We start from the raw sequence: 16504 nt of genomic DNA, 5'->3' as shown, positions 1-16504 counted from the left end.
TCAGCCCTCCCCTTCCTCGGCGACCTGGGCTTCCGGCTCGGCGCCATAGTCCTCGACCTTCACCCCATCGGCTACCAGCTTGGCGACCTCGCGGGGCTTCGGGATCGTCACGGCGAACTCGTCACCGGCGACATGGCGAAGGGCTGCGGAATTGGTCGGCGCATCGACGAGACGGATCTTGTCGGTCGTCTTATTGCGGACTGCATAGAGTGCCATCAGATCGAGACCTTTCCGTAATTGTCGGGCAGTGCCGGAATTGCTTCCGGGCTGTCGAAGCCGAAGAATGGGAGGAAGTAGAACGGCTTTCCTTGCTCGCGCAGAAGGTGGGCGCCTTGGATCTCGGAGCAGGCATATTCTGCTGCCGACCGTGCTGCCGACCCTGCTGCCGACCGTGCTGCCGACACTGCTGCCGACCGTGCTGCCGACCCTGCTGCCGACCGTGCTGCCGACCGTGCTGCCGACACTGCTGCCGACCGTGCTGCCGACCCTGCTGCCGACCGTGCTGCCGACACTGCTGCCGACCGTGCTGCCGACCCTGCTGCCGACACTGCTGCCGACCGTGCTGCCGACACTGCTGCCGACCGTGCTGCCGACACTGCTGCCGACCGTGCTGCCGACCGTGCTGCCGACCATTCTTCATCGGTCATACGGTCCATGTGCAGCCAGAAGGCCAGAACGATCTTCGCTTGATCGCCGAGAACCTTTTCTGGGTTGGTCAGGACGATCGACGGCGCACCATCAATGCTGTCGTTGATGTTGCGGAGCAGGATGGCGTGGCCGACGCTGATATTGAGAAGTTTGGCCACCTCGCGATCAGCCCTGTCCTGTTCGACACGGAGCTGCTTTGGTGTCCATCCGCCGATGAGGTGCAGCACCTGACCCTGTGCGCACATGCACCCCATATCTTCGGGCGGCTCCGATCCGTCGCCGTCATAGGCGTCCCAATCTATCAGCGATCCCTTGTACGGTTTGCCGTCGCCGGAATCCCAGCGGGCGAGAAGGTCTTCGAGGGTCGCGGTCACTTTCCCACCCCCTTCTTCGCCGTCACCTTCGCCTTCGTTGCGGTCGGCAAAGCGGGTTTCTTGCCTTCCTTCTTTGCGGCCTGCTGTTCCCGGTCGCGCTTTCGCTTGGCGCGCATGGCTTCGGCGTCGGGCTTGAGGGCGGCGATCACCTGTTCCGCCGCTTCGAGTTGGGCGCGGAGACCGGAAATGGTCCGGTCTCGCTGTTCGACATCTGCTTCGAGGGCGAAGATCGTCTTGCCCTTCTCGATATTTTCAACGTCGGCCGCGTTCAACTGATCGGTCGCCGCCCGCAGCTTGAGGTTGAGCTTCGCATGCTCTTCGGCCGACACGAGGCCTATCATCCGTAAAAATCCCATGTTCATGCTCCTTCAGGCGGCAAAATGCCGAGTTCGATGCTTTCGAGTTGGAGGCGGGAGGCCTCGGCAGGGGTGTCCTTCCCGTTGCGCTCGCACCAGGTCGCCTCGCAGCCGATGCCGTGGATGCCATTCGGCCCACGGTGGCAGTCGGCGCAGACGGGGACTTGGAAGCGGTGATCGCGGCGCCAGCGCTTGCCGGGTGCGCCAAGCAGAATGTGATGCGATTCCGACCGGCCCCGCTTGCCGCATCCGTAGCAGGGCAGCGTCCGGATGCGGTCACGGTGCCGGCGCTCGCCCGCGTTCGGGATGGGATTATACTTCGGCTTGATGCGGCCGTGGCGGATCGGGAAGCCCATCAGAGACGCGCCCGCCGTTCGGCCATCATAGCGTCGGCCAGCTTGTAAGCATGCCCGGCGACGTTCATCGCCCAAGTGTCGCCAAAGCCGTTGAGTTTCAGGTAGCGCTCGGCAATGGCGGGGAGCACGACGGCGGCATAGTGATCGCGCAGCGGCAGATTTGCCGTCGTGGTCGACAGATGCCGGGTGTCGATCACCGGCGGCTCACCGATGCGAGGATGCGAGGGGGCGGAAACACTCATATCAGCCCGCCCCTGCCGTCGAGAACTTCATCAGACGATTGTGCTCGGCGTCATCGACCTCTTGGCGAAGGTGATCCGGCAGCGCTTCCTTGTTCGCCGAGAAGTCGCTGATCGCGAGGTCGACATCAGCCTTGAGTTCGGCGTTCATGATGCGCTTCAGGTGGGCGTCGACTGCGGCTTGGGCGGGATGCGGCTCGTCGTTGTGATCCTCGCCCCGATCTAAGTCGGACAGGCCTTCTGCGGCGGTCGGGTTGTCATCCGTCACCGTATCGACGCGCTTCTGCGCTTCCGCGATCTTCTTGAGGTCGCTGGTAACATCGTCGGTGCCCGGCTTCGGGAAGGCTTCGTCGGCCGTCGTCTCCCCCTGCCGGATCGACTGATAGGTGATCTGTAGGTTCGCCAGCTCGACCGGCGTCCAGCGACTGTTCGGCCCATGCTTGGCCTCGATGCGATCAAGACTGATGCCGATCTTCGAGAAGCGCTCGATTGCCGTCGCGATGCGTGCGGGAAGCGGCTGGTCGCCCTCGCCCTTTTCCAGCACCTCGCGGCACCGCTGCGCTGCCGCCACCTTGAGATAGGGCGGCAGAACCCGGAAGATGCATTCGCGGAGGCGGCGCGCGCCATTGTTCGCGTTGTTCTCGTAAATGTCGCGCATGTCGGTCAGCGGCTTTTTGCCCTGCCGGGTGTCGCGCACGTGGGGGACGATAAAGGTCTGGCGCGACTTCGCGTTCGTTTCGAGATCCCATGCGAAAGCGAGCATCTCGGTGTGGCCGGCGACATCATCGCGCGCCAATTCCATGATGCCGTAGTCGATGTTGCCCCAGCATCGCGCGAGTTCGGTTGCGAGGTGGATCGATTCGCCGTTCACGCTCGATCCGCCGCGCGAGAAGCTGAAGAACGCCCTGTCAGCAACCGCTCGCTGGCCGCAGGACGACATAGCCTGCGACATCGCCCGCGCTTCGTCGCGCGGTGCGCGCTGGGCGACAAGCACCATTGCCTGAACTTCGGCGATCGCGCGTGACTGTTCGATATTGGTAGCCTGGCTGGCGCCGGGTACCCGGTTCGCCTGCTGGCGAATCTGGTCGGGGGTGACGACGTCGTTCACGCGGCTGCCTCCGCCTTGAACATCGGGACGCCCTTTTCACGGACGAGATGCCAGAAGATGCGCATCGAGGCTTCGACGTCGGCTACGGCATCGTGCGCGCCGTCGAATCCCTCACCGAAGAAATGCTGATGCGCTTCCATCAGGCTCGGCACCTTGAAGCCGAAGCGGCCTGACGCGCGCATCGCCTCGGTCGCCGGGATGCGAGTGAAGCCGGTAGACTTGTACATGGTGCAGAAGGTCGGTGCGGGCTTATCCCACTTGAACCCGAGGTGCCTCGCGGCGTGAATGCGCTTGATGCGAACGTCGAACGAGACATTGTGGCCGACGATCAGCGTTGCCTGTCGCGCCATCTCGATGAAGTCGCGGGCGACCTGCACCGGATCGGCACCTTCGGCATGCGCGCGTTCGAGGGTGATCCCGTGTGCTTCCAGGGCCTTCGGATGAATGACGCAACCTTCACCGGGCTTGACGATCGTCGAGAGGCGGTGAACCTCCCGCCCCGCAAGGTCGTAGAGGGCGGCTGCGATCTGCAGCAAGTGAGGCTGCCCCGGATCATCCGAAGGCTCGTGAAAATTCGGCAAGCCGCTGGTTTCGGTGTCAAAGCCGAGGATCATGTCAATTCTCCCAAGAAAGCTCGCCGGAATCGACGCGCTGGTTGATCTGAGCGTGTTTCCAGCGGCTCATGTGAAGGTGAAGGACGGGGTTTTCGGGCCGCGAATAGGCAGGCCAGACGCCGGATTTCAGGCACTCGGCGAAGGTGTTGAGCGCCCGACGGTTGAGCATCCGCCCCATCTGGATCGCCTCGTCGTCGAGCTGGTAAATCTGGACCAGATGCGGCGGCTCTTTCTCGACCGCGATCAGGACAAACCGGCGCTTCTTTGCGGGCTCGCCGAAAACGAGGTCGACGCAATCGATGTAATGGGCGGCCGACATGAAATAGCCGAGGTTCGTTGCCTGCTTCTCGAAGGCCATCGGATGCGCCGACAGCGTGGTCTTGATGTCAGGCAGAATATCCATCGTCTCGGGCAGCACGTCGGGCCGCGCGCGCATGAAAACGCCGGTCGCCGGGTCTTTCGCGATCACGGTCATTTCGGGCGTGCCGCTGATAAGCAGCGCCTTTGCCAGTTCGTTCTTCTCGACCTGTTCGGCCATCGCCTCGACCATGCGATATTGCGGGAAGGTCAGGACGGGGACGCCACTGGCTTCGGCTTCAGCCTTCTCGTCCTTGGCGTCGGCCCACTTTTTCAGCCGCCCGTCGAAGCCTTCGGGCAGGATGAAATAGTTTTTCGGGAACAGGCCCTGCAGCAGCAGAAGGTCGTGGACCCCCTTGCCGATGTTGAAATGCGGCTTCTGCTCGCGCTGCGGCCGATCCGGGTTGAGCGGCGACTGATACCAGTAGTGGAAGGGCGTTTCGTTCTCGATCGTCTTGAGGCCCGTCGAGCTGATCGACGGCGAAGCACAAATTTCCACGGCGTGATAGAGGTCGCCGTCGATGTCGGGATAGGCGCCTGGTTCGGTGATGAGCGTTTCATCCGCCTTCGGCTTGCTGGCCGGAGCGTCCGATGCGCCCTCGCCGGGCGGCGGGCCGGAATAGCCGACTGAGAAGGGATTAGCGTCCATCGTCAGAACGCGATCGTCACGGCGGGAACCAGTCCGGCCTTGATGGCGAGAACGACCTTCTTCGCGGTCTCCTCATCGACGCCGCACGACATGATGGCAGTTTTTGCCGCGCCCATGACCTTGGCAAGGTGCGCCTGATTGGCCTCGCGCTTCGCCTTTTCTTCGGCCTCGCGAGCTTCCGCATCTTTGCGGGCTTGCTCTTCGGCAGCGACGCGATCGCGCTCGGCCTGAGCGACCCGCTCGGATTCCTCGGCGCGCGCACGTTCGGCGGCCAAGGCTTCTTCATGCTCGCGCTGGACGCGCTGGCGCTCGGCTTCGGCCGCTTCTTCGGCTTCACGGCGTGCGCGATCCTCTGCTTCGCGAGCAGCGGCTTCCACGCGCTCCTTCTCGGCCTGCTCGGCGGCGACGCGGCGCTCTTCGGCCAGACGATCTTCCTCGGCTCGGCGCGCCTCAGCTTCTTCAGCTTCCCGCTTTTCCTGTTCGGCGCGCTCGCGCTCTGCCGCTTCGGCCTTCAAGCGTTCGAGTTCAGCACGGTCGGCTTCACCCTTCTCCGCCGCCTGCAACGCGGTGAAGAGATGTGCTACGGTGTCCTTCTTCTCGCGCTCGGCTTCCTCGAAGCGATCCTGGAACTGCTCGCGCGTGATTTCGACCTCATGCGCCGCGGTGCCGCGAGCGCGGATGGTCTCGGAGATTTCGCCCATCGGGACAAAGCGGGCTGACCGGAGCGCGGTGATGATGCGGTCAACTTCCGCCTCGCGCGCCTTCTCCGCCTCCTCCCATTCGGTCAGAGGCTTGCGAACGTCGATCGCAAGCTGTTCGAGGCGTTCGTTGATGACCTTGCCCGCCTCGTTGGCTTGCTTGGTCATATCCCGCCAGCCGGCAGTCAGGTTGAGCCTCGCCTTGTCGATGGCCGCCTTCTCGCGGCGGACTTCGGCTGCGAACGACCGGAGCTTGTCACGGCCCGCGCCAGTCGACGCATCGACATCGCTCGGCGCCTTGGCCTTCAGCCGCTCGTAGAACTCGTCAAATTTGACGCTGTCGAGCAGCACAAGACCCGGCTGCGCCGAAACCGCTTCGATGATATCCGTCCCCGGCTCCACCAGCATAACTTCACCGTGGATCACTTCGGCAGCGGCGTCAGACATTGATATTCTCCAAGATGGGGGCCAGAAACGAGGGGACGGGCATGCCGGCGTGCACCCACAGGGGATGCGCGCCGACAAGGGCGATGGTCACGACCCAGAGCGCCCAGATGAGGGGATGGCGCGAGGCGGGCGCCGGGCTTTCATCGGCTTGCAGAGTTTCAGCCGGGATGATGATCGGGGGCGTCATCAAAATCCCCCCGTGACAAGACCAGCGGCAATGCCGAACAGGATGGCTGCGGCACCACCGATCGCGAACCAGACAAGGGTGCGCTTCATGCGGCAACCCTCTCGACTGCAACCGCCGCCGCATAATCCCGTGCAAACCGCGCACGCACGACCGCCCTCGCCTCTTCCGGCGTCCTGCCATTGAGCGCTGCGGAAACCTGATAATGCTCGATTGCCGTCATCCATCCGCGTGCACGGATGCGCTCGGCCTCGTTGATTGCCCTCAGCGCATCTTCACGCGCATTGATCGCGCGGACCGTCGGGCTTGGGATTTCCTGCGATGCGAGCTGTTCGAGGCGCTCTTCGCGCTCCCGGTGGCTGCGGTCTTGGGGGAAGTAGGGCATAAAGGCTCCGTCGTGGTGACGGGGCCGCTTGTAGCACGATTGCTAATTCGTGCAACTATAAATTTGCATTAATGCTAATTATCGAGCTTTCGACAGCCGAAGCCCAAAAGCCTTGCCATTGATGTCTCGCAAATAGAGGCAGGATGGTGACAAGGTCAGGGCGTAACTCTCCGTTGTACGGCGCGTCGGAGAATCCATTGTGGGCAGGTCCAAATCGTATCTGCGCTGAAGGAAGGGCTCGGCGATTGATCCAACGATTACCATCTCAGCATTCTGCTTCAGAATGCGGGCGTCATCCGACGAAACGTGCAAATCAACTTTGACACCGTACGAAGGAAGGCCAGGCCATGCTATGACAAACTCGGAGTCGGAGCGCTCTTCGACTTCAATTTCAGCGCCATAGCTGTTTTGCGCCGCATAGCGCCCCGTAACGCGAGACGAACTCTCGATCTCCGTTACCGACAGGCCGCTACGTTTTACGGCGTAGTCTGACCTCGCCATTTCGAGCGTCAGAGTCCCAGCGTCCGCATTATAGGAAATCTTGTAAGGTGACACCTTCACCGCCACGCTCACGGTTGAACCGGGAAACTCGCGATCAGCCTGTTGCCGGATCCTAGCCTGAAATTGAGCGGTAGTTTCGAACTCGTCCTTTTTTTGATCGGACAGTGTGCTCCGCTTCAACTTGGCAGCCAAGGCCGAACCCGGAACGGGTTCGGGCGTGCCTGGACATATCTGAGCATGAGCCATCATAGCCGACTGCCCGAAAGCTGGCGCGACTATCCCGACTGCAGCCCCGCAGAAAACCAGATATCTCATTGCCACTCCCCCGCTTAACAGCGCCTACCAAACCAAACCGGCCTCCCGATTATACGCGTTTCGTCGTGCTGAATTTCCGTGGGAGAATATTTTGGGTTCGAAGAGAACATCCGCACCCGACCGCCCTCGATTCGCTCCACGTTCTTGATGACGTATTCCCCCCATTCTCCATCCCATATTGCGAAAGGTCCTGGCTGCGCCGGCGATCGATCCCGCTTGTCGCACAGAACTTGGTCGCCTTGGAAAAAGTCCGGTTCCATGCTGTCTCCACGGATCGGTACGAGCACAAAATCGCCAGCATGGCCGCGCAACTCCCCCTCGACTAACGCCCGCGAAACGAGCGCAGTTTTCCGGTCATCATCCCCGGTTCCGCCACCGCCGGCGCCAGCGTAAGTTGGAAGGACTTCGACAGCCACGTAAGCCAGCGCGGGTTCGGGATCGGGAATGTCCGCTTCTTGGTTCTTCCATCCTGGAAAGTCTGGAAAACGTGCTTTCAACTTGTTTAGCGTCGGCTTCGAAAGTGCAAAGCTCACATCATGATTGAGCGGCCTCGTGAGGGTCGAGACAGCAAGGCGCGCCTCGACGGCTAGCTTCGAGGCCGACATGCCGCTCCAGTCCACAAGTGCTTGGATCAGCGCCCTGTCTTCGTTTTCATCTGACATAGATTCGGAATTAGCAAAAATACGATTAGCAATCCCGTAGCAAGATTGCTCTTTACGATTAGCAATGATGCTATTATGCATTGCAGCCCATGGAACAAGATGAACTCTTCGCCGACTGGGAGGCTCGCGCAAAGGCGATCGGGCTGACCCTTGCAGACGTTCGTGCCGAGGCTGGCGTCCACGCTCCAAACTTCTCGAATTGGAAGCAGGGAAAGGGTGGCATGACCCTCGCAAGCATCAAAAAGGTGGAAACTGCCGTCCGGGCATTAGAAGCGCGCCTCACCCCTGCCAAGGACGACGCAGCATGAACGCCGTCGCTCACATCGAGCCGGAAGCGACTTTGGAGCGCGTGCCACCGGTCGGCGTGAAATGGCATCCCTATGCTGATGTCTTCCCTTGGATGGAGGGCGAAGCTTATGAGGCGCTGAAAGCGGACATCGCCAAGAACGGCGTGATCGAGCCGATCGTCTTTCACGACGGCTACATCCTTGATGGCCGCAACCGCTATTCCGCCGCGCGCGAACTCGGCATTGAATATCCGCGAGTTGAGTATGAGGGGCATGACCCTCTCGGTTATGTTATCAGCCTCAACCTTCGCAGGCGGCATTTGACCGAAAGCCAGCGGGCGATGGCCGCTTCCAAGCTGGCAAATCAGACCCAAGGCCGCCCATCCGAAAAAGGGGCAAATTTGCCCCTTTTGCCGGAAGCGCCTGATAATCCTCCCGCGATAGTCAGCAATGCCGACGCGGCGAAGATGCTCAACGTCTCTGAGCGCAGTGTCAAAGCGGCGCGGAAGGTACGCGAGATCGCCGTCCCTGCATTGGTCGCCGCTGTCGAAACGGGCGTTGTGTCCGTGTCCGCCGCAGCCGAAGTCGCGAAGCTGCCGGTCGAAGAGGTTCAAGCCCTCGTCGATAAAGGCCCCGTTGCTGTGAAACAGGCCGCCCGCGAAGTCCGGGAGCATGGCGTCACGCCGCGCCCGGTGATCGACCACAAAGACCGAGACCCGCTCGATTTCAACCGCGCCATGCACTTCACCGGCATGCTCCGCGATTACGCCCGCGAACTTGCTGGATGGGACATCGACGACCTCTTGCCTCGACTGATCGACGATGACCGCGCCGTGGTGCGGGAACTGATCTCCAAGCTCGACGCGGCGCACTCTTCCATCCTCGAAAGGCTCTGACCGATGAGCGACATCACGAAACAGGTTCGCAAGGAAATCCACGACACGCTCGATAAAGGGCTGATCGTCGATCAGGACGAAATCGCTGCAGCGATTATCAGTGCGCGCCCCGATATCCGCGGCAACGACGCGGAATTTTATCGCCTCTTCGCATTCGAACATGCCCGCGACGTTGCGCGTTCCTGCATCAAGAAAGCAAAGGTGGCTGACCTCGATCCCGATTTGCAGCTTACGCTTCCCGGTTTCGACCATCTGCAAAAGGCGTATTTCGTCCGTCGCGGCCGACGCAACCTGCTCGTTCCGGTTGACCAGTGTACCGACATCGAATTGCTCGCGCGCGCCAGCGAGTACGAAGAAATGGCCAAGGGCTGTCGCGCTCATGCTCGCGAAATCCGTGAGTATGTCGCCGCCCGCGCCGGACAGGCCGCATGAACCCGCCCAGCACCCCGATCGCGGTCATTCCGTCTCGTCGCTTCTCCGCGAGAGTTCTCGAATCTGCCTTTGGCGCACCCGCTCGGAAACGGATTTCCAAAAATCCTCCTCGTGATGGAGGATGCCTTGAAGGGTGATGTGCAACTCTTCGCGGTGTGTGACGACCGAGCTGGAGTAAATCCGCTCGATGTCTTGAAGCATCTGCTCGCCGATGACGTCTGCCGCCTCAACCGGCGTGTCGGATCGGTCCCAAATGTAGTTGGCCCAGAGATGTTCCAGCACGTGCCGGAGCATGAGGTTTTCCGTCTGCAAGTCGGTGATCGGGTCCATCCCCATTCCTTTCGTGCTTGTCTGAACAACTGCACGAATAAGCCGTCGCCGGGAGCGAGTCTATGACTGGCCCCGGCGGCGCAAATCCCACCCCCCCGCTCGCCTCTGGGTCGCCCAGCGAGCAGCCCTCGTCGGTCGTGCCCCACACGATCGGCGGGGGTGTAGCGGCTTCGATCGCCCGCGCCCTCAACCAGGCCGTCCGTGTCATCCCGATCGACGAAGAAGAAGGCTGCGCGCTGCTCGTCGAGCCGCTGCATTTCCATCGCGTCTACCGCGCTGCCGGTGGCGTGAAGGTCTCTCGTGTCCATGCATCCCTCAATACAGCCGGAGCCAAACATGATCCCGAATGACGAATCCACGATCGTGGAAGTGATCCGCGACCGGCAGAGGGCAATCCGGCGGGAACTCGACCGGCGTCTAATTTCGATGAAGGTCGTCAGCCAAGACAGCAAGATCGGCTATTCGACCTTGCTCACCTATTTCCCGGCAGACGAAGCGAAGACCTCGGCTCAAATACCCGGCTCCGCGGTTTTCGCCCTCGCTGGCGCGATCCCCGACGACCTCATGTCGCTCCTGTTGCCGACCGGATTCCTTGTCGTTCGCGCCCCCGAAGAGGTCGACCACGACGAGATGGCCGACCTTGTGAGCGACTATCTGCAGGCGAAGCATGCTGCCCACCGTGCCGACAGCCCCGGCGGCGTTAAGATTGTTGCCGAAGAGGATGCTCTTCTCGACGAGAAGATTGCCAAGATCCAGTCGGCGGGCCGCTGACGATGTCGGAGGGGTGGCCATTCGGCACACTGATGCCCTTCCGCTATGGTGCGATCTATGCCGATCCGCCGTGGCGGATGAAGATGTACAGCGAGAAGGGCATGGGCCGCTGCCCTGACGGCCCGATGACCCGCGCTCAATCCCGCACAAACAACCCCGCCCGCCATTACGAGACGATGTCGATCGATGACATCCGCGCGCTGCCAGTCAACCATCTGGCCGCCGAAGATTGCGTTCTCTTCATGTGGGCGATCGATCCGCTGCTTCCTGAGGCAATCGAAATCGGCCGCCATTGGGGATTCGAGTACAAGACGGTCGCCTTCTACTGGGCGAAGATGCGTCGCGAGACGTCAAATCGCGCCAAGGACATGGACGATCCGATGCACAAGCTCTTCCCGATGGGGACGGGCTATTGGACGCGGGCCAATCCGGAACTCTGCCTACTCTTCACGCGAGGCAATCCGAAGCGCCTTTCCGCTTCCGTCCGCAAGTTGGTGACGGAACCTCGCCGCGAACACAGCCGCAAGCCTGACCGCATCCGCTCGGACATCGAGGCCCTTTGCGACGGCCCCTATTGCGAACTCTTCGCGCGCTCACCGGCCCCAAGCTGGGAATCGTGGGGCAACGAAACCACGAAATTCGATGCGGAGGCAGCATGACGACGACGGCCTATCTCATGTCGCTATCCGCTCTTTGGTGCGGAGCTGGCGCCGCCGCAGCATGGAAGCTGACCGCCCTCCACTTCCGGTCCCGTCTGAACGAGGCGACAGCATCGGAGGCTCGCTACAGGGCACTGTGGGAACGGGACAGCGGGAAGATGCTGATCGCGCAGGCCCAGCTTGACCTCATCCATCAACAGCACGTCGACGCCGGTCGCAAGTCTCATGAAACATGGTTCGCCGCTCGTGATCGCCGGACCGAACTCCTGCGCGAGGCCAATGCAGCGCGCCAACTGAATACCCTGCCCGCCGCTTTCCCAGAACCGGCGACGGGCTTTCCTGCCGACCTTTCAGCGGGTCGGAAAGAGAGCAGGAGGCGGCAGGTTGCGCCTCATTCCGGACAGGACGCGGGCGCGGGCATCCTCCCCGACGTGACGCCGCGGGCAAGCGACAGGAATGCGCCTGTCGATACCTGCCGCCGAAACCGTGCCGGACATCCTGCTCCCGCTGAAACCACCATGAAAGGAGTATGAGCATGGCAAAAGCTGCCACCAAGCCCGTCTCCCATGAAGTCCCCCAGAAGGATTTCACGGGAGCCGTGCGCGCCTACCGAAATGATGTGAAGCCGGCGATCTCAAAAGTCGGCGAATACAGCCAGGAAGTCTCGACGGCGTACAAACACATCAAAAAGAACTGCCATATCCAGCCGGGCGCCGCGAAGCTCGCGTTCAAGCTGGACGGCATGGAAGAGGCGAAGCGCGACGACTTCCTGCGCTGCTTCAACGGGCTCTGCAAAGAGCTGAACATCGTCATGCCGCGCGACATGGTCGACATCGCGGAAGGCAAGCCGGCGGAATCGATCGTCCCCGAAGCGGAACGCCCGAAGCCGCAGCTCGTCGCGGTCGGCCAGAAGGCGGACCCGGAAGACGAGGATCAGGAAGACGCTGATCCCGATGCTCATCGGGAAGCCGCCGAATAATGGCGATCCTTGGGCTCGATCTGTCCAAGCGGTCAACCGGCTGGGCGCTGTGGGAGAAAAGCTCCGACAGCGCCCGGTTCGGGACTTGGGTGCTCGGTAGCGAGTTCACCTCGCGCGGCCGCACATACAAAAAGCTGCGCCAATGCGTTGCCGACCTCTCGTCACTCGTGACGATCGACTACATTTTCTTCGAAGAGCCACTGCGCCCCGAAGTCCTGCAGGGCCATACGAACATCGAAACGCTCAAGATACTCGCTGGTCTCGCGGCCACCGCTGAATGCCTTGGTGACGAACTGGGGTGCCGAATTGTCCGGGGTGTACCCCCGTCGACGTGGCGCGTCTCCTTTATCGGCAGCCAGAAGCGGGGAACGAAGCGCGAGACGCTGAAAGACCTCACGATGGAACGCTGCCGCCAGCTCGGCATGAAGCCCGGCAACGACGACGAAGCCGACGCGATCGGCCTTCTCACCCATGGCGCGGAATCGATTGGGATGCCGCCGCCGTGGACCGCCAACGAGATCCTCCGCCCTCCTCTTGGAATGCACGCATGACCGACCTCAAACAATGGAAGCGCGACACCGCCGTCCGCCGCTTCCGCGAAATCAAGCAGAACTCCGAACGAGCAGGCGACCGGATGTCCGACCAGCGCATTGCCGCGGCGGTCGGTGGGTACGTCGATGCTCCGGCGGCTGATGTCCTCAAGTGGTGGAAGGGAGCGGGAAATGTCTGATTGGCAGGTTGGGGATCGCGCGATTTGCGTGACGGAATATCTTCCCGGTTTCGGGTCCACGACGCGGGTTTCGGTCGGCCGCATCTATCAGGTCGAAGGCCTCTATATCAGCAGAGCCGAGGGCAAATACAAAGGCGTCCTTGCGCTGGTTCTGGTCGGTGTCCGGGGCGTAAAGTTCGACGGCTTCCATCACGGCCTTTTCCGCAAGATCGACGATCACGTCCCTGACGAGTTCGACCGCGAAGTCATCGAGCAGATGAAGAGTGCTCCCGTCGTGGAGCCTGTCTGATGGCCAGTCCGATACCTCGGCCAGTCCCTGACAACTTCGACCCTTCGCTGCCGCTGCGCGTGATGGTCGATCGCTATCACACGTCCAAGACCACGGCTCACCGCTGGCGACGGGAAGTTGGTTATGCCGGACCCGGTGGCACCGTTAGCGCGTGGAGCGACCGCGACGTCTACATCCTGCGCACCAACTTCAATTCCATGACCTACGGCCAGCTTTGCGAGCTGCTTGGCCGAACGGCTCCGGCCATCAAGGCCAAGGCGAACAGTATGGGCCTCCGCAAGGCTCAGGGAAATTTCGCGCGGGACAGCCGAACATCGTTCCACGGCCAGCGCGCAAAGGGCGTTGCCGACATGGCCGCGCAGCACCTTCGCCGGGATGCGCCGGTCTTTCGCTGCGATGTGAATGGCGCCGCGAACCCCAAGGGCAAGTGCTGGCGGTACGGGAATGCCGTGCTTACCGAGGCCGAACTGATCGCGAAGGCGGAGCGGAAGGGTTGGTCTGCGGATTCGTGGCGGGAACTGGTCGGATGATGTTCCCCCGCTGGTATACGCCGCCCGCACTGACGCGCTACACCGGGCGCGAGATCATCGCCCGCGTGGCGAAGCTGCACGACATTGAACCAGAGGACATCACTGGTTCTTCGCGTGCCCGACTGCACTGCGAGGCCCGCTGGCAGGTAATGCGCGAACTGCGCGCCAAAGGCCTCTCCAACCCGCGCATCGGGCGCCTGCTCAATCGAGATCACTCTTCTGTGATGCACGGACTGCGGAGGGCTGGGTGAGCTTTCGGCTGATGAGCGCAGTCTGGGACATGGAGATTCCGAGCACGGAGAAAATGGTCTTAATGTGCCTGTCGGATCACGCCGACGAGGATGGTAAGTGCTGGCCGTCTGTGTCGCTGATTTGCCGGAAGACGAGCAAGTCCGAGCGCACCGTGCAATCCGCTCTCAAATGGCTGAAAGATAACGAATATTTCGACGATCAACAGCGTCCCGGCACCAGCCCTATCTATACCCTAAACCTCCGCAAGTTCTGCACCCCCGCAGATATTGCCCCCCCGCAGAAATTGCGGGGCCCCCCCGCAGAATCTGCGCCTACCCCCGCAAATCTCGCACCCAAACCTATCAAGAAACAACCAAGAACCGATCAACCCAAAAAAACGCAGGCGCGAGATCACGAACTTCCTCACGGCTGGGTGCCCGCCGAGTTCGGACCCAAGTCTCAATGTCGGAAGATCATCGACGGATGGCCACCCGGAGAACTCGAAATCCAGATCGAGCACTTCACCGCTCACCATCGATCGCGCGGCAACAAATTCAAGGACTGGCAGGATGCTTGGAAAACATGGGTCATCAATGGACGAAAGTTCGGCGGGTCAAATCGGGGCAACGGTTCCGGCAATTATCGCGAACGTGACAACCGAAGCGGATTCGAGCGAGCTATCGACCGCCGACGAGAGGCGCGCATTGCGGATGAGCGACCAGCAGATGACGGAGATGGAGGCGGTCGCCAACTCGTCGCCGCCCAACATTCCTTGCTGTGATGATGACCATTTCGAGAAGTCCATGCGGGCGCTGGCCATTCTGCCGAGCCGAGCCGAGGATGATATCCGGGGCGAGCTTCGCTTCGCCATTTACAGAAAACTGCTTGGGAAATACTCGAAGGCAGCGATCAGCAATCTCGTGGAAACAGCGCTTACGACGCTCGACTGGTTCCCTACGCCGAAGCAGTGCCTCGCCATCCTCGCGGATTGGAGCGAGCGCGATCTTGTCGAGCACAAGCATCGGACGGTGTTTGCCGCCAGCGCTGTCCGGCAGGAGCGACAGGCACGGCTGAACGACATCATGGACGCCCTCGATCGCCGGTTGCTCAACCAAGACGCCATCGACGCCCTGCCCCAGAGGGTCCGCGAGATCGGCGCCGAACGCGGGTTCCTCCGCCTCCACGATGACGGCGCCTATCGCGCCCGCCCCATTCGGGGTGAAGCCGATGCATGACGACGCAAAGGCACTGGCGGCCAAGTACAACGCCAAGCGCGCGGCCGAAGGTAAGACCGGCATGAAATGGATCGTCGACGATGCTGGGAACCTTCGCCCGGTGCGCACCGGACGCAATGAATCTCCCGTGGAGACGAAACAGGAAGGCCTGCCGCTATGAGCCGCAATCACGACCGCCCCGCCGGCTTCCGCTCACCCTTGGAAGCCTATGCGCCGCAGATGCGGGAAGCGGACCCGACCCTCGGCCGACAGGCCTGCCGGGAAGTCTGGCTGGCGCATGGGCTCATCGTCTTCAACCCCGCTCATTTTGGATGGGCGTCGGCCGAGCGGATGAAGCAATTGGCCGAAGAGCATTACGGCAAGCGTCGGGAGGACGAAGCGTGACGAAGATCGTTGGCTTTCGAGAGATTTTCGACGCTGTCGTTGATGATGAACTGACCGGCGAACGGTTCGCTTTGGCGTTCGCGGGTCGTCGGGGTGCATGGGAGTTTTTCGTGAGCTGGCTCGACAACATGATGAGAATAGGCGCGCAAAAAGATGCTCAACAGGCGCGTGTGGACGAGATTATCGCGCGCGACAAAGCGGACCGCATTGCCGAAGCTGATCGCCAGGCCGCTATCCTTGAGATCGATGACCGAACCTACGTCAACGTCGGAGACGCCGTGGTGCCGCCAACGCCTGAATGGTTGTCCAAAGGCGACGTCATCACCGTGACGGTTCAAGCCGATGGTGAGGGGCATCATGTCCGTTCAGTCAGGACCGCACGACGCGTGGTAACTAGCCACGCCAAGCGCGCCTACCGAGCCGGAAAAATCACGGACGAGCAGAAGGTCGCATGCGAATGGTACCGCGACCAGTACGACGCTGCCGGCCTAGAAGGACGAGTTAAGACCGCCAATCTTGCTCAGAGAGTTTCGGGCGGCCTGCCGGGCGGGATCATGTTCACCGAAGATCAGGTCGCTGCTCAGTGGCATTTTCGCAACGCGCGCGAGCGGATGGATGCGAGCATGCTCAAGTTCTTTGATCTGGTGATGATCGACGAGATTCCTGTCGATCGGGCTTGTCGCGTGGCACGCTGTGGGCGTCACCCCTACGTCACCCTTCGGCAATGCGCGGACGCCATCTCAGGCTACATGGACGAAGTGGGCATCGAAAAATGACCCACTTATCCGAAATTCTTGACAACTTGGCGCAGTTTATTCATTACGTCGCCACTCGGGGTCGCGCGCCTGACGCACAAAC

Annotated in this window: 32 protein-coding genes; 18 read left to right on the top strand and 14 right to left on the bottom strand. The window is 61.5% G+C overall.

Annotation, left to right across the window (positions count from 1 at the left end; translation table 11 throughout):
- The 13 genes from JNM03_RS10770 to JNM03_RS10710 all read right to left on the bottom strand — a co-directional run bounded on the left by JNM03_RS10770 (position 1) and on the right by JNM03_RS10710 (position 7974).
- Complete coding sequence (locus JNM03_RS10770; protein WP_294036507.1) at positions 1–216, bottom strand: hypothetical protein; 216 nt, start codon at positions 214–216, stop codon at positions 1–3.
- Complete coding sequence (locus tag JNM03_RS10765) at positions 216–1022, bottom strand: hypothetical protein (protein ID WP_294036505.1); 807 nt, start codon at positions 1020–1022, stop codon at positions 216–218. The genes JNM03_RS10770 and JNM03_RS10765 overlap by 1 nt, the downstream gene beginning before the upstream one ends.
- A complete protein-coding gene (locus JNM03_RS10760) occupies positions 1019–1378 on the bottom strand; it encodes a hypothetical protein (protein ID WP_294036503.1) in 360 nt (119 codons plus the stop codon). The genes JNM03_RS10765 and JNM03_RS10760 overlap by 4 nt, the downstream gene beginning before the upstream one ends.
- A 2-nt stretch (positions 1379–1380) precedes the next feature.
- Positions 1381–1734, bottom strand: a complete 354-nt coding sequence (locus JNM03_RS10755; RefSeq protein ID WP_294036501.1) for a hypothetical protein — start codon at positions 1732–1734, stop codon at positions 1381–1383.
- Positions 1734–1976, bottom strand: coding sequence for a hypothetical protein (locus tag JNM03_RS10750; RefSeq protein ID WP_294036500.1), 243 nt, complete (start codon positions 1974–1976; stop codon positions 1734–1736). Before JNM03_RS10750 ends, JNM03_RS10755 begins: the two co-directional genes overlap by 1 nt.
- 1 nt (position 1977) lies before the next feature.
- A complete protein-coding gene (locus tag JNM03_RS10745; protein WP_294036499.1) occupies positions 1978–3081 on the bottom strand; it encodes a hypothetical protein in 1104 nt (367 codons plus the stop codon).
- Positions 3078–3695, bottom strand: coding sequence for a 3'-5' exonuclease (locus tag JNM03_RS10740; RefSeq protein WP_294036498.1), 618 nt, complete (start codon positions 3693–3695; stop codon positions 3078–3080). The genes JNM03_RS10745 and JNM03_RS10740 overlap by 4 nt, the downstream gene beginning before the upstream one ends.
- 1 nt (position 3696) lies before the next feature.
- Positions 3697–4701, bottom strand: a complete 1005-nt coding sequence (locus JNM03_RS10735; RefSeq protein ID WP_294036496.1) for a PD-(D/E)XK nuclease-like domain-containing protein — start codon at positions 4699–4701, stop codon at positions 3697–3699.
- Positions 4702–4703: 2 nt separating this feature from the next.
- Positions 4704–5846, bottom strand: coding sequence for a hypothetical protein (locus tag JNM03_RS10730; RefSeq protein WP_294036494.1), 1143 nt, complete (start codon positions 5844–5846; stop codon positions 4704–4706).
- On the bottom strand, positions 5839–6033 hold the full coding sequence (locus JNM03_RS10725) for a hypothetical protein (RefSeq protein WP_294036493.1): 195 nt from the start codon (positions 6031–6033) through the stop codon (positions 5839–5841). The genes JNM03_RS10730 and JNM03_RS10725 overlap by 8 nt, the downstream gene beginning before the upstream one ends.
- An 85-nt stretch (positions 6034–6118) precedes the next feature.
- Entirely contained in the window at positions 6119–6415 is a 297-nt protein-coding gene (locus JNM03_RS10720; RefSeq protein ID WP_294036492.1) for a hypothetical protein, read from the bottom strand.
- 78 nt (positions 6416–6493) lie between these two features.
- Positions 6494–7231, bottom strand: a complete 738-nt coding sequence (locus tag JNM03_RS10715; protein WP_294036490.1) for a hypothetical protein — start codon at positions 7229–7231, stop codon at positions 6494–6496.
- A 14-nt stretch (positions 7232–7245) separates the two neighbouring features.
- Positions 7246–7974 (bottom strand): S24 family peptidase, encoded by a 729-nt coding sequence (locus JNM03_RS10710; protein ID WP_294036488.1) that lies wholly within the window; start codon positions 7972–7974, stop codon positions 7246–7248.
- Positions 7975–7982: 8 nt separating this feature from the next.
- Between JNM03_RS10710 and JNM03_RS10705 the strand changes: the two genes are divergently transcribed.
- From JNM03_RS10705 to JNM03_RS10695, 3 genes are read left to right on the top strand one after another with little or no spacing between them, the layout of a single operon-like run.
- Complete coding sequence (locus JNM03_RS10705) at positions 7983–8201, top strand: hypothetical protein (protein WP_294036487.1); 219 nt, start codon at positions 7983–7985, stop codon at positions 8199–8201.
- Positions 8198–9076: a hypothetical protein gene (locus JNM03_RS10700; RefSeq protein WP_294036485.1), complete on the top strand. Its 879-nt coding sequence runs from the start codon at positions 8198–8200 to the stop codon at positions 9074–9076. The genes JNM03_RS10705 and JNM03_RS10700 overlap by 4 nt, the downstream gene beginning before the upstream one ends.
- A 3-nt stretch (positions 9077–9079) precedes the next feature.
- Positions 9080–9508 carry a hypothetical protein gene (locus JNM03_RS10695; RefSeq protein ID WP_294036483.1) on the top strand — a complete coding sequence of 143 codons (429 nt, stop codon included), beginning with the start codon at positions 9080–9082 and terminating at the stop codon, positions 9506–9508.
- 24 nt (positions 9509–9532) lie between these two features.
- On the opposite strand, the gene JNM03_RS10690 is transcribed toward JNM03_RS10695, so the two are convergent.
- Positions 9533–9838 carry a hypothetical protein gene (locus tag JNM03_RS10690; RefSeq protein WP_294036481.1) on the bottom strand — a complete coding sequence of 102 codons (306 nt, stop codon included), beginning with the start codon at positions 9836–9838 and terminating at the stop codon, positions 9533–9535.
- A 62-nt stretch (positions 9839–9900) separates the two neighbouring features.
- On the opposite strand from JNM03_RS10690, the gene JNM03_RS10685 reads away from it, so the two are divergent.
- From JNM03_RS10685 to JNM03_RS10615, 15 genes are all read left to right on the top strand, one after another.
- Positions 9901–10188 carry a hypothetical protein gene (locus tag JNM03_RS10685; protein ID WP_294036479.1) on the top strand — a complete coding sequence of 96 codons (288 nt, stop codon included), beginning with the start codon at positions 9901–9903 and terminating at the stop codon, positions 10186–10188.
- Entirely contained in the window at positions 10175–10609 is a 435-nt protein-coding gene (locus JNM03_RS10680) for a hypothetical protein (RefSeq protein ID WP_294036477.1), read from the top strand. Before JNM03_RS10685 ends, JNM03_RS10680 begins: the two co-directional genes overlap by 14 nt.
- 2 nt (positions 10610–10611) lie before the next feature.
- A complete protein-coding gene (locus JNM03_RS10675) occupies positions 10612–11268 on the top strand; it encodes an MT-A70 family methyltransferase (protein ID WP_294036475.1) in 657 nt (218 codons plus the stop codon).
- Positions 11265–11801, top strand: coding sequence for a hypothetical protein (locus JNM03_RS10670; RefSeq protein WP_294036474.1), 537 nt, complete (start codon positions 11265–11267; stop codon positions 11799–11801). The genes JNM03_RS10675 and JNM03_RS10670 overlap by 4 nt, the downstream gene beginning before the upstream one ends.
- 2 nt (positions 11802–11803) lie before the next feature.
- Complete coding sequence (locus tag JNM03_RS10665; protein ID WP_294036472.1) at positions 11804–12247, top strand: hypothetical protein; 444 nt, start codon at positions 11804–11806, stop codon at positions 12245–12247.
- Positions 12247–12798, top strand: a complete 552-nt coding sequence (locus tag JNM03_RS10660; protein WP_294036470.1) for a hypothetical protein — start codon at positions 12247–12249, stop codon at positions 12796–12798. The genes JNM03_RS10665 and JNM03_RS10660 overlap by 1 nt, the downstream gene beginning before the upstream one ends.
- Entirely contained in the window at positions 12795–12977 is a 183-nt protein-coding gene (locus JNM03_RS10655) for a hypothetical protein (protein WP_294036469.1), read from the top strand. The genes JNM03_RS10660 and JNM03_RS10655 overlap by 4 nt, the downstream gene beginning before the upstream one ends.
- Positions 12970–13266, top strand: a complete 297-nt coding sequence (locus tag JNM03_RS10650) for a hypothetical protein (RefSeq protein ID WP_294036467.1) — start codon at positions 12970–12972, stop codon at positions 13264–13266. The genes JNM03_RS10655 and JNM03_RS10650 overlap by 8 nt, the downstream gene beginning before the upstream one ends.
- Before the next feature lie 62 nt (positions 13267–13328).
- Positions 13329–13796, top strand: a complete 468-nt coding sequence (locus JNM03_RS10645; protein ID WP_294036466.1) for a hypothetical protein — start codon at positions 13329–13331, stop codon at positions 13794–13796.
- On the top strand, positions 13793–14047 hold the full coding sequence (locus JNM03_RS10640; protein WP_294036464.1) for a helix-turn-helix domain-containing protein: 255 nt from the start codon (positions 13793–13795) through the stop codon (positions 14045–14047). The genes JNM03_RS10645 and JNM03_RS10640 overlap by 4 nt, the downstream gene beginning before the upstream one ends.
- The gene (locus tag JNM03_RS10635) at positions 14044–14808 is read left to right on the top strand and encodes a helix-turn-helix domain-containing protein (protein ID WP_294036462.1); all 765 of its coding nucleotides are present in this window, start codon (positions 14044–14046) and stop codon (positions 14806–14808) included. Before JNM03_RS10640 ends, JNM03_RS10635 begins: the two co-directional genes overlap by 4 nt.
- Positions 14738–15262 (top strand): hypothetical protein, encoded by a 525-nt coding sequence (locus JNM03_RS10630; protein WP_294036460.1) that lies wholly within the window; start codon positions 14738–14740, stop codon positions 15260–15262. The genes JNM03_RS10635 and JNM03_RS10630 overlap by 71 nt, the downstream gene beginning before the upstream one ends.
- Complete coding sequence (locus JNM03_RS10625; protein WP_294036458.1) at positions 15255–15422, top strand: hypothetical protein; 168 nt, start codon at positions 15255–15257, stop codon at positions 15420–15422. The genes JNM03_RS10630 and JNM03_RS10625 overlap by 8 nt, the downstream gene beginning before the upstream one ends.
- The gene (locus JNM03_RS10620; RefSeq protein WP_294036456.1) at positions 15419–15646 is read left to right on the top strand and encodes a hypothetical protein; all 228 of its coding nucleotides are present in this window, start codon (positions 15419–15421) and stop codon (positions 15644–15646) included. Before JNM03_RS10625 ends, JNM03_RS10620 begins: the two co-directional genes overlap by 4 nt.
- Positions 15643–16422 (top strand): hypothetical protein, encoded by a 780-nt coding sequence (locus JNM03_RS10615; RefSeq protein ID WP_294036455.1) that lies wholly within the window; start codon positions 15643–15645, stop codon positions 16420–16422. The genes JNM03_RS10620 and JNM03_RS10615 overlap by 4 nt, the downstream gene beginning before the upstream one ends.
- Positions 16423–16504 lie beyond the last annotated feature (82 nt).

It is taken from the genome of Sphingopyxis sp. (assembly GCF_016793825.1).
Taxonomy (GTDB): Bacteria; Pseudomonadota; Alphaproteobacteria; order Sphingomonadales; family Sphingomonadaceae; genus Sphingopyxis.
The sequence above is the reverse complement of the archived record's forward strand: the minus strand, read 5'-3'. Positions and strand labels throughout refer to the sequence as shown.

Coding starts and splice junctions, on each gene's coding strand:
- JNM03_RS10680 (WP_294036477.1), top strand. CDS start 10,175: ATGATCCCGAATGACGAATCCACGATCGTGGAAGTGATCCGCGACCGG.
- JNM03_RS10710 (WP_294036488.1), bottom strand. CDS start 7,974: ATGCATAATAGCATCATTGCTAATCGTAAAGAGCAATCTTGCTACGGG.
- JNM03_RS10665 (WP_294036472.1), top strand. CDS start 11,804: ATGGCAAAAGCTGCCACCAAGCCCGTCTCCCATGAAGTCCCCCAGAAG.
- JNM03_RS10755 (WP_294036501.1), bottom strand. CDS start 1,734: ATGGGCTTCCCGATCCGCCACGGCCGCATCAAGCCGAAGTATAATCCC.
- JNM03_RS10650 (WP_294036467.1), top strand. CDS start 12,970: ATGTCTGATTGGCAGGTTGGGGATCGCGCGATTTGCGTGACGGAATAT.
- JNM03_RS10750 (WP_294036500.1), bottom strand. CDS start 1,976: ATGAGTGTTTCCGCCCCCTCGCATCCTCGCATCGGTGAGCCGCCGGTG.
- JNM03_RS10705 (WP_294036487.1), top strand. CDS start 7,983: ATGGAACAAGATGAACTCTTCGCCGACTGGGAGGCTCGCGCAAAGGCG.
- JNM03_RS10695 (WP_294036483.1), top strand. CDS start 9,080: ATGAGCGACATCACGAAACAGGTTCGCAAGGAAATCCACGACACGCTC.
- JNM03_RS10760 (WP_294036503.1), bottom strand. CDS start 1,378: ATGGGATTTTTACGGATGATAGGCCTCGTGTCGGCCGAAGAGCATGCG.
- JNM03_RS10690 (WP_294036481.1), bottom strand. CDS start 9,838: ATGGACCCGATCACCGACTTGCAGACGGAAAACCTCATGCTCCGGCAC.
- JNM03_RS10620 (WP_294036456.1), top strand. CDS start 15,419: ATGAGCCGCAATCACGACCGCCCCGCCGGCTTCCGCTCACCCTTGGAA.
- JNM03_RS10715 (WP_294036490.1), bottom strand. CDS start 7,231: ATGAGATATCTGGTTTTCTGCGGGGCTGCAGTCGGGATAGTCGCGCCA.
- JNM03_RS10655 (WP_294036469.1), top strand. CDS start 12,795: ATGACCGACCTCAAACAATGGAAGCGCGACACCGCCGTCCGCCGCTTC.
- JNM03_RS10675 (WP_294036475.1), top strand. CDS start 10,612: ATGTCGGAGGGGTGGCCATTCGGCACACTGATGCCCTTCCGCTATGGT.
- JNM03_RS10770 (WP_294036507.1), bottom strand. CDS start 216: ATGGCACTCTATGCAGTCCGCAATAAGACGACCGACAAGATCCGTCTC.
- JNM03_RS10630 (WP_294036460.1), top strand. CDS start 14,738: ATGAGCGACCAGCAGATGACGGAGATGGAGGCGGTCGCCAACTCGTCG.
- JNM03_RS10735 (WP_294036496.1), bottom strand. CDS start 4,701: ATGGACGCTAATCCCTTCTCAGTCGGCTATTCCGGCCCGCCGCCCGGC.
- JNM03_RS10700 (WP_294036485.1), top strand. CDS start 8,198: ATGAACGCCGTCGCTCACATCGAGCCGGAAGCGACTTTGGAGCGCGTG.
- JNM03_RS10625 (WP_294036458.1), top strand. CDS start 15,255: ATGCATGACGACGCAAAGGCACTGGCGGCCAAGTACAACGCCAAGCGC.
- JNM03_RS10640 (WP_294036464.1), top strand. CDS start 13,793: ATGATGTTCCCCCGCTGGTATACGCCGCCCGCACTGACGCGCTACACC.
- JNM03_RS10645 (WP_294036466.1), top strand. CDS start 13,329: ATGGTCGATCGCTATCACACGTCCAAGACCACGGCTCACCGCTGGCGA.
- JNM03_RS10685 (WP_294036479.1), top strand. CDS start 9,901: ATGACTGGCCCCGGCGGCGCAAATCCCACCCCCCCGCTCGCCTCTGGG.
- JNM03_RS10660 (WP_294036470.1), top strand. CDS start 12,247: ATGGCGATCCTTGGGCTCGATCTGTCCAAGCGGTCAACCGGCTGGGCG.
- JNM03_RS10740 (WP_294036498.1), bottom strand. CDS start 3,695: ATGATCCTCGGCTTTGACACCGAAACCAGCGGCTTGCCGAATTTTCAC.
- JNM03_RS10670 (WP_294036474.1), top strand. CDS start 11,265: ATGACGACGACGGCCTATCTCATGTCGCTATCCGCTCTTTGGTGCGGA.
- JNM03_RS10725 (WP_294036493.1), bottom strand. CDS start 6,033: ATGACGCCCCCGATCATCATCCCGGCTGAAACTCTGCAAGCCGATGAA.
- JNM03_RS10730 (WP_294036494.1), bottom strand. CDS start 5,846: ATGTCTGACGCCGCTGCCGAAGTGATCCACGGTGAAGTTATGCTGGTG.
- JNM03_RS10720 (WP_294036492.1), bottom strand. CDS start 6,415: ATGCCCTACTTCCCCCAAGACCGCAGCCACCGGGAGCGCGAAGAGCGC.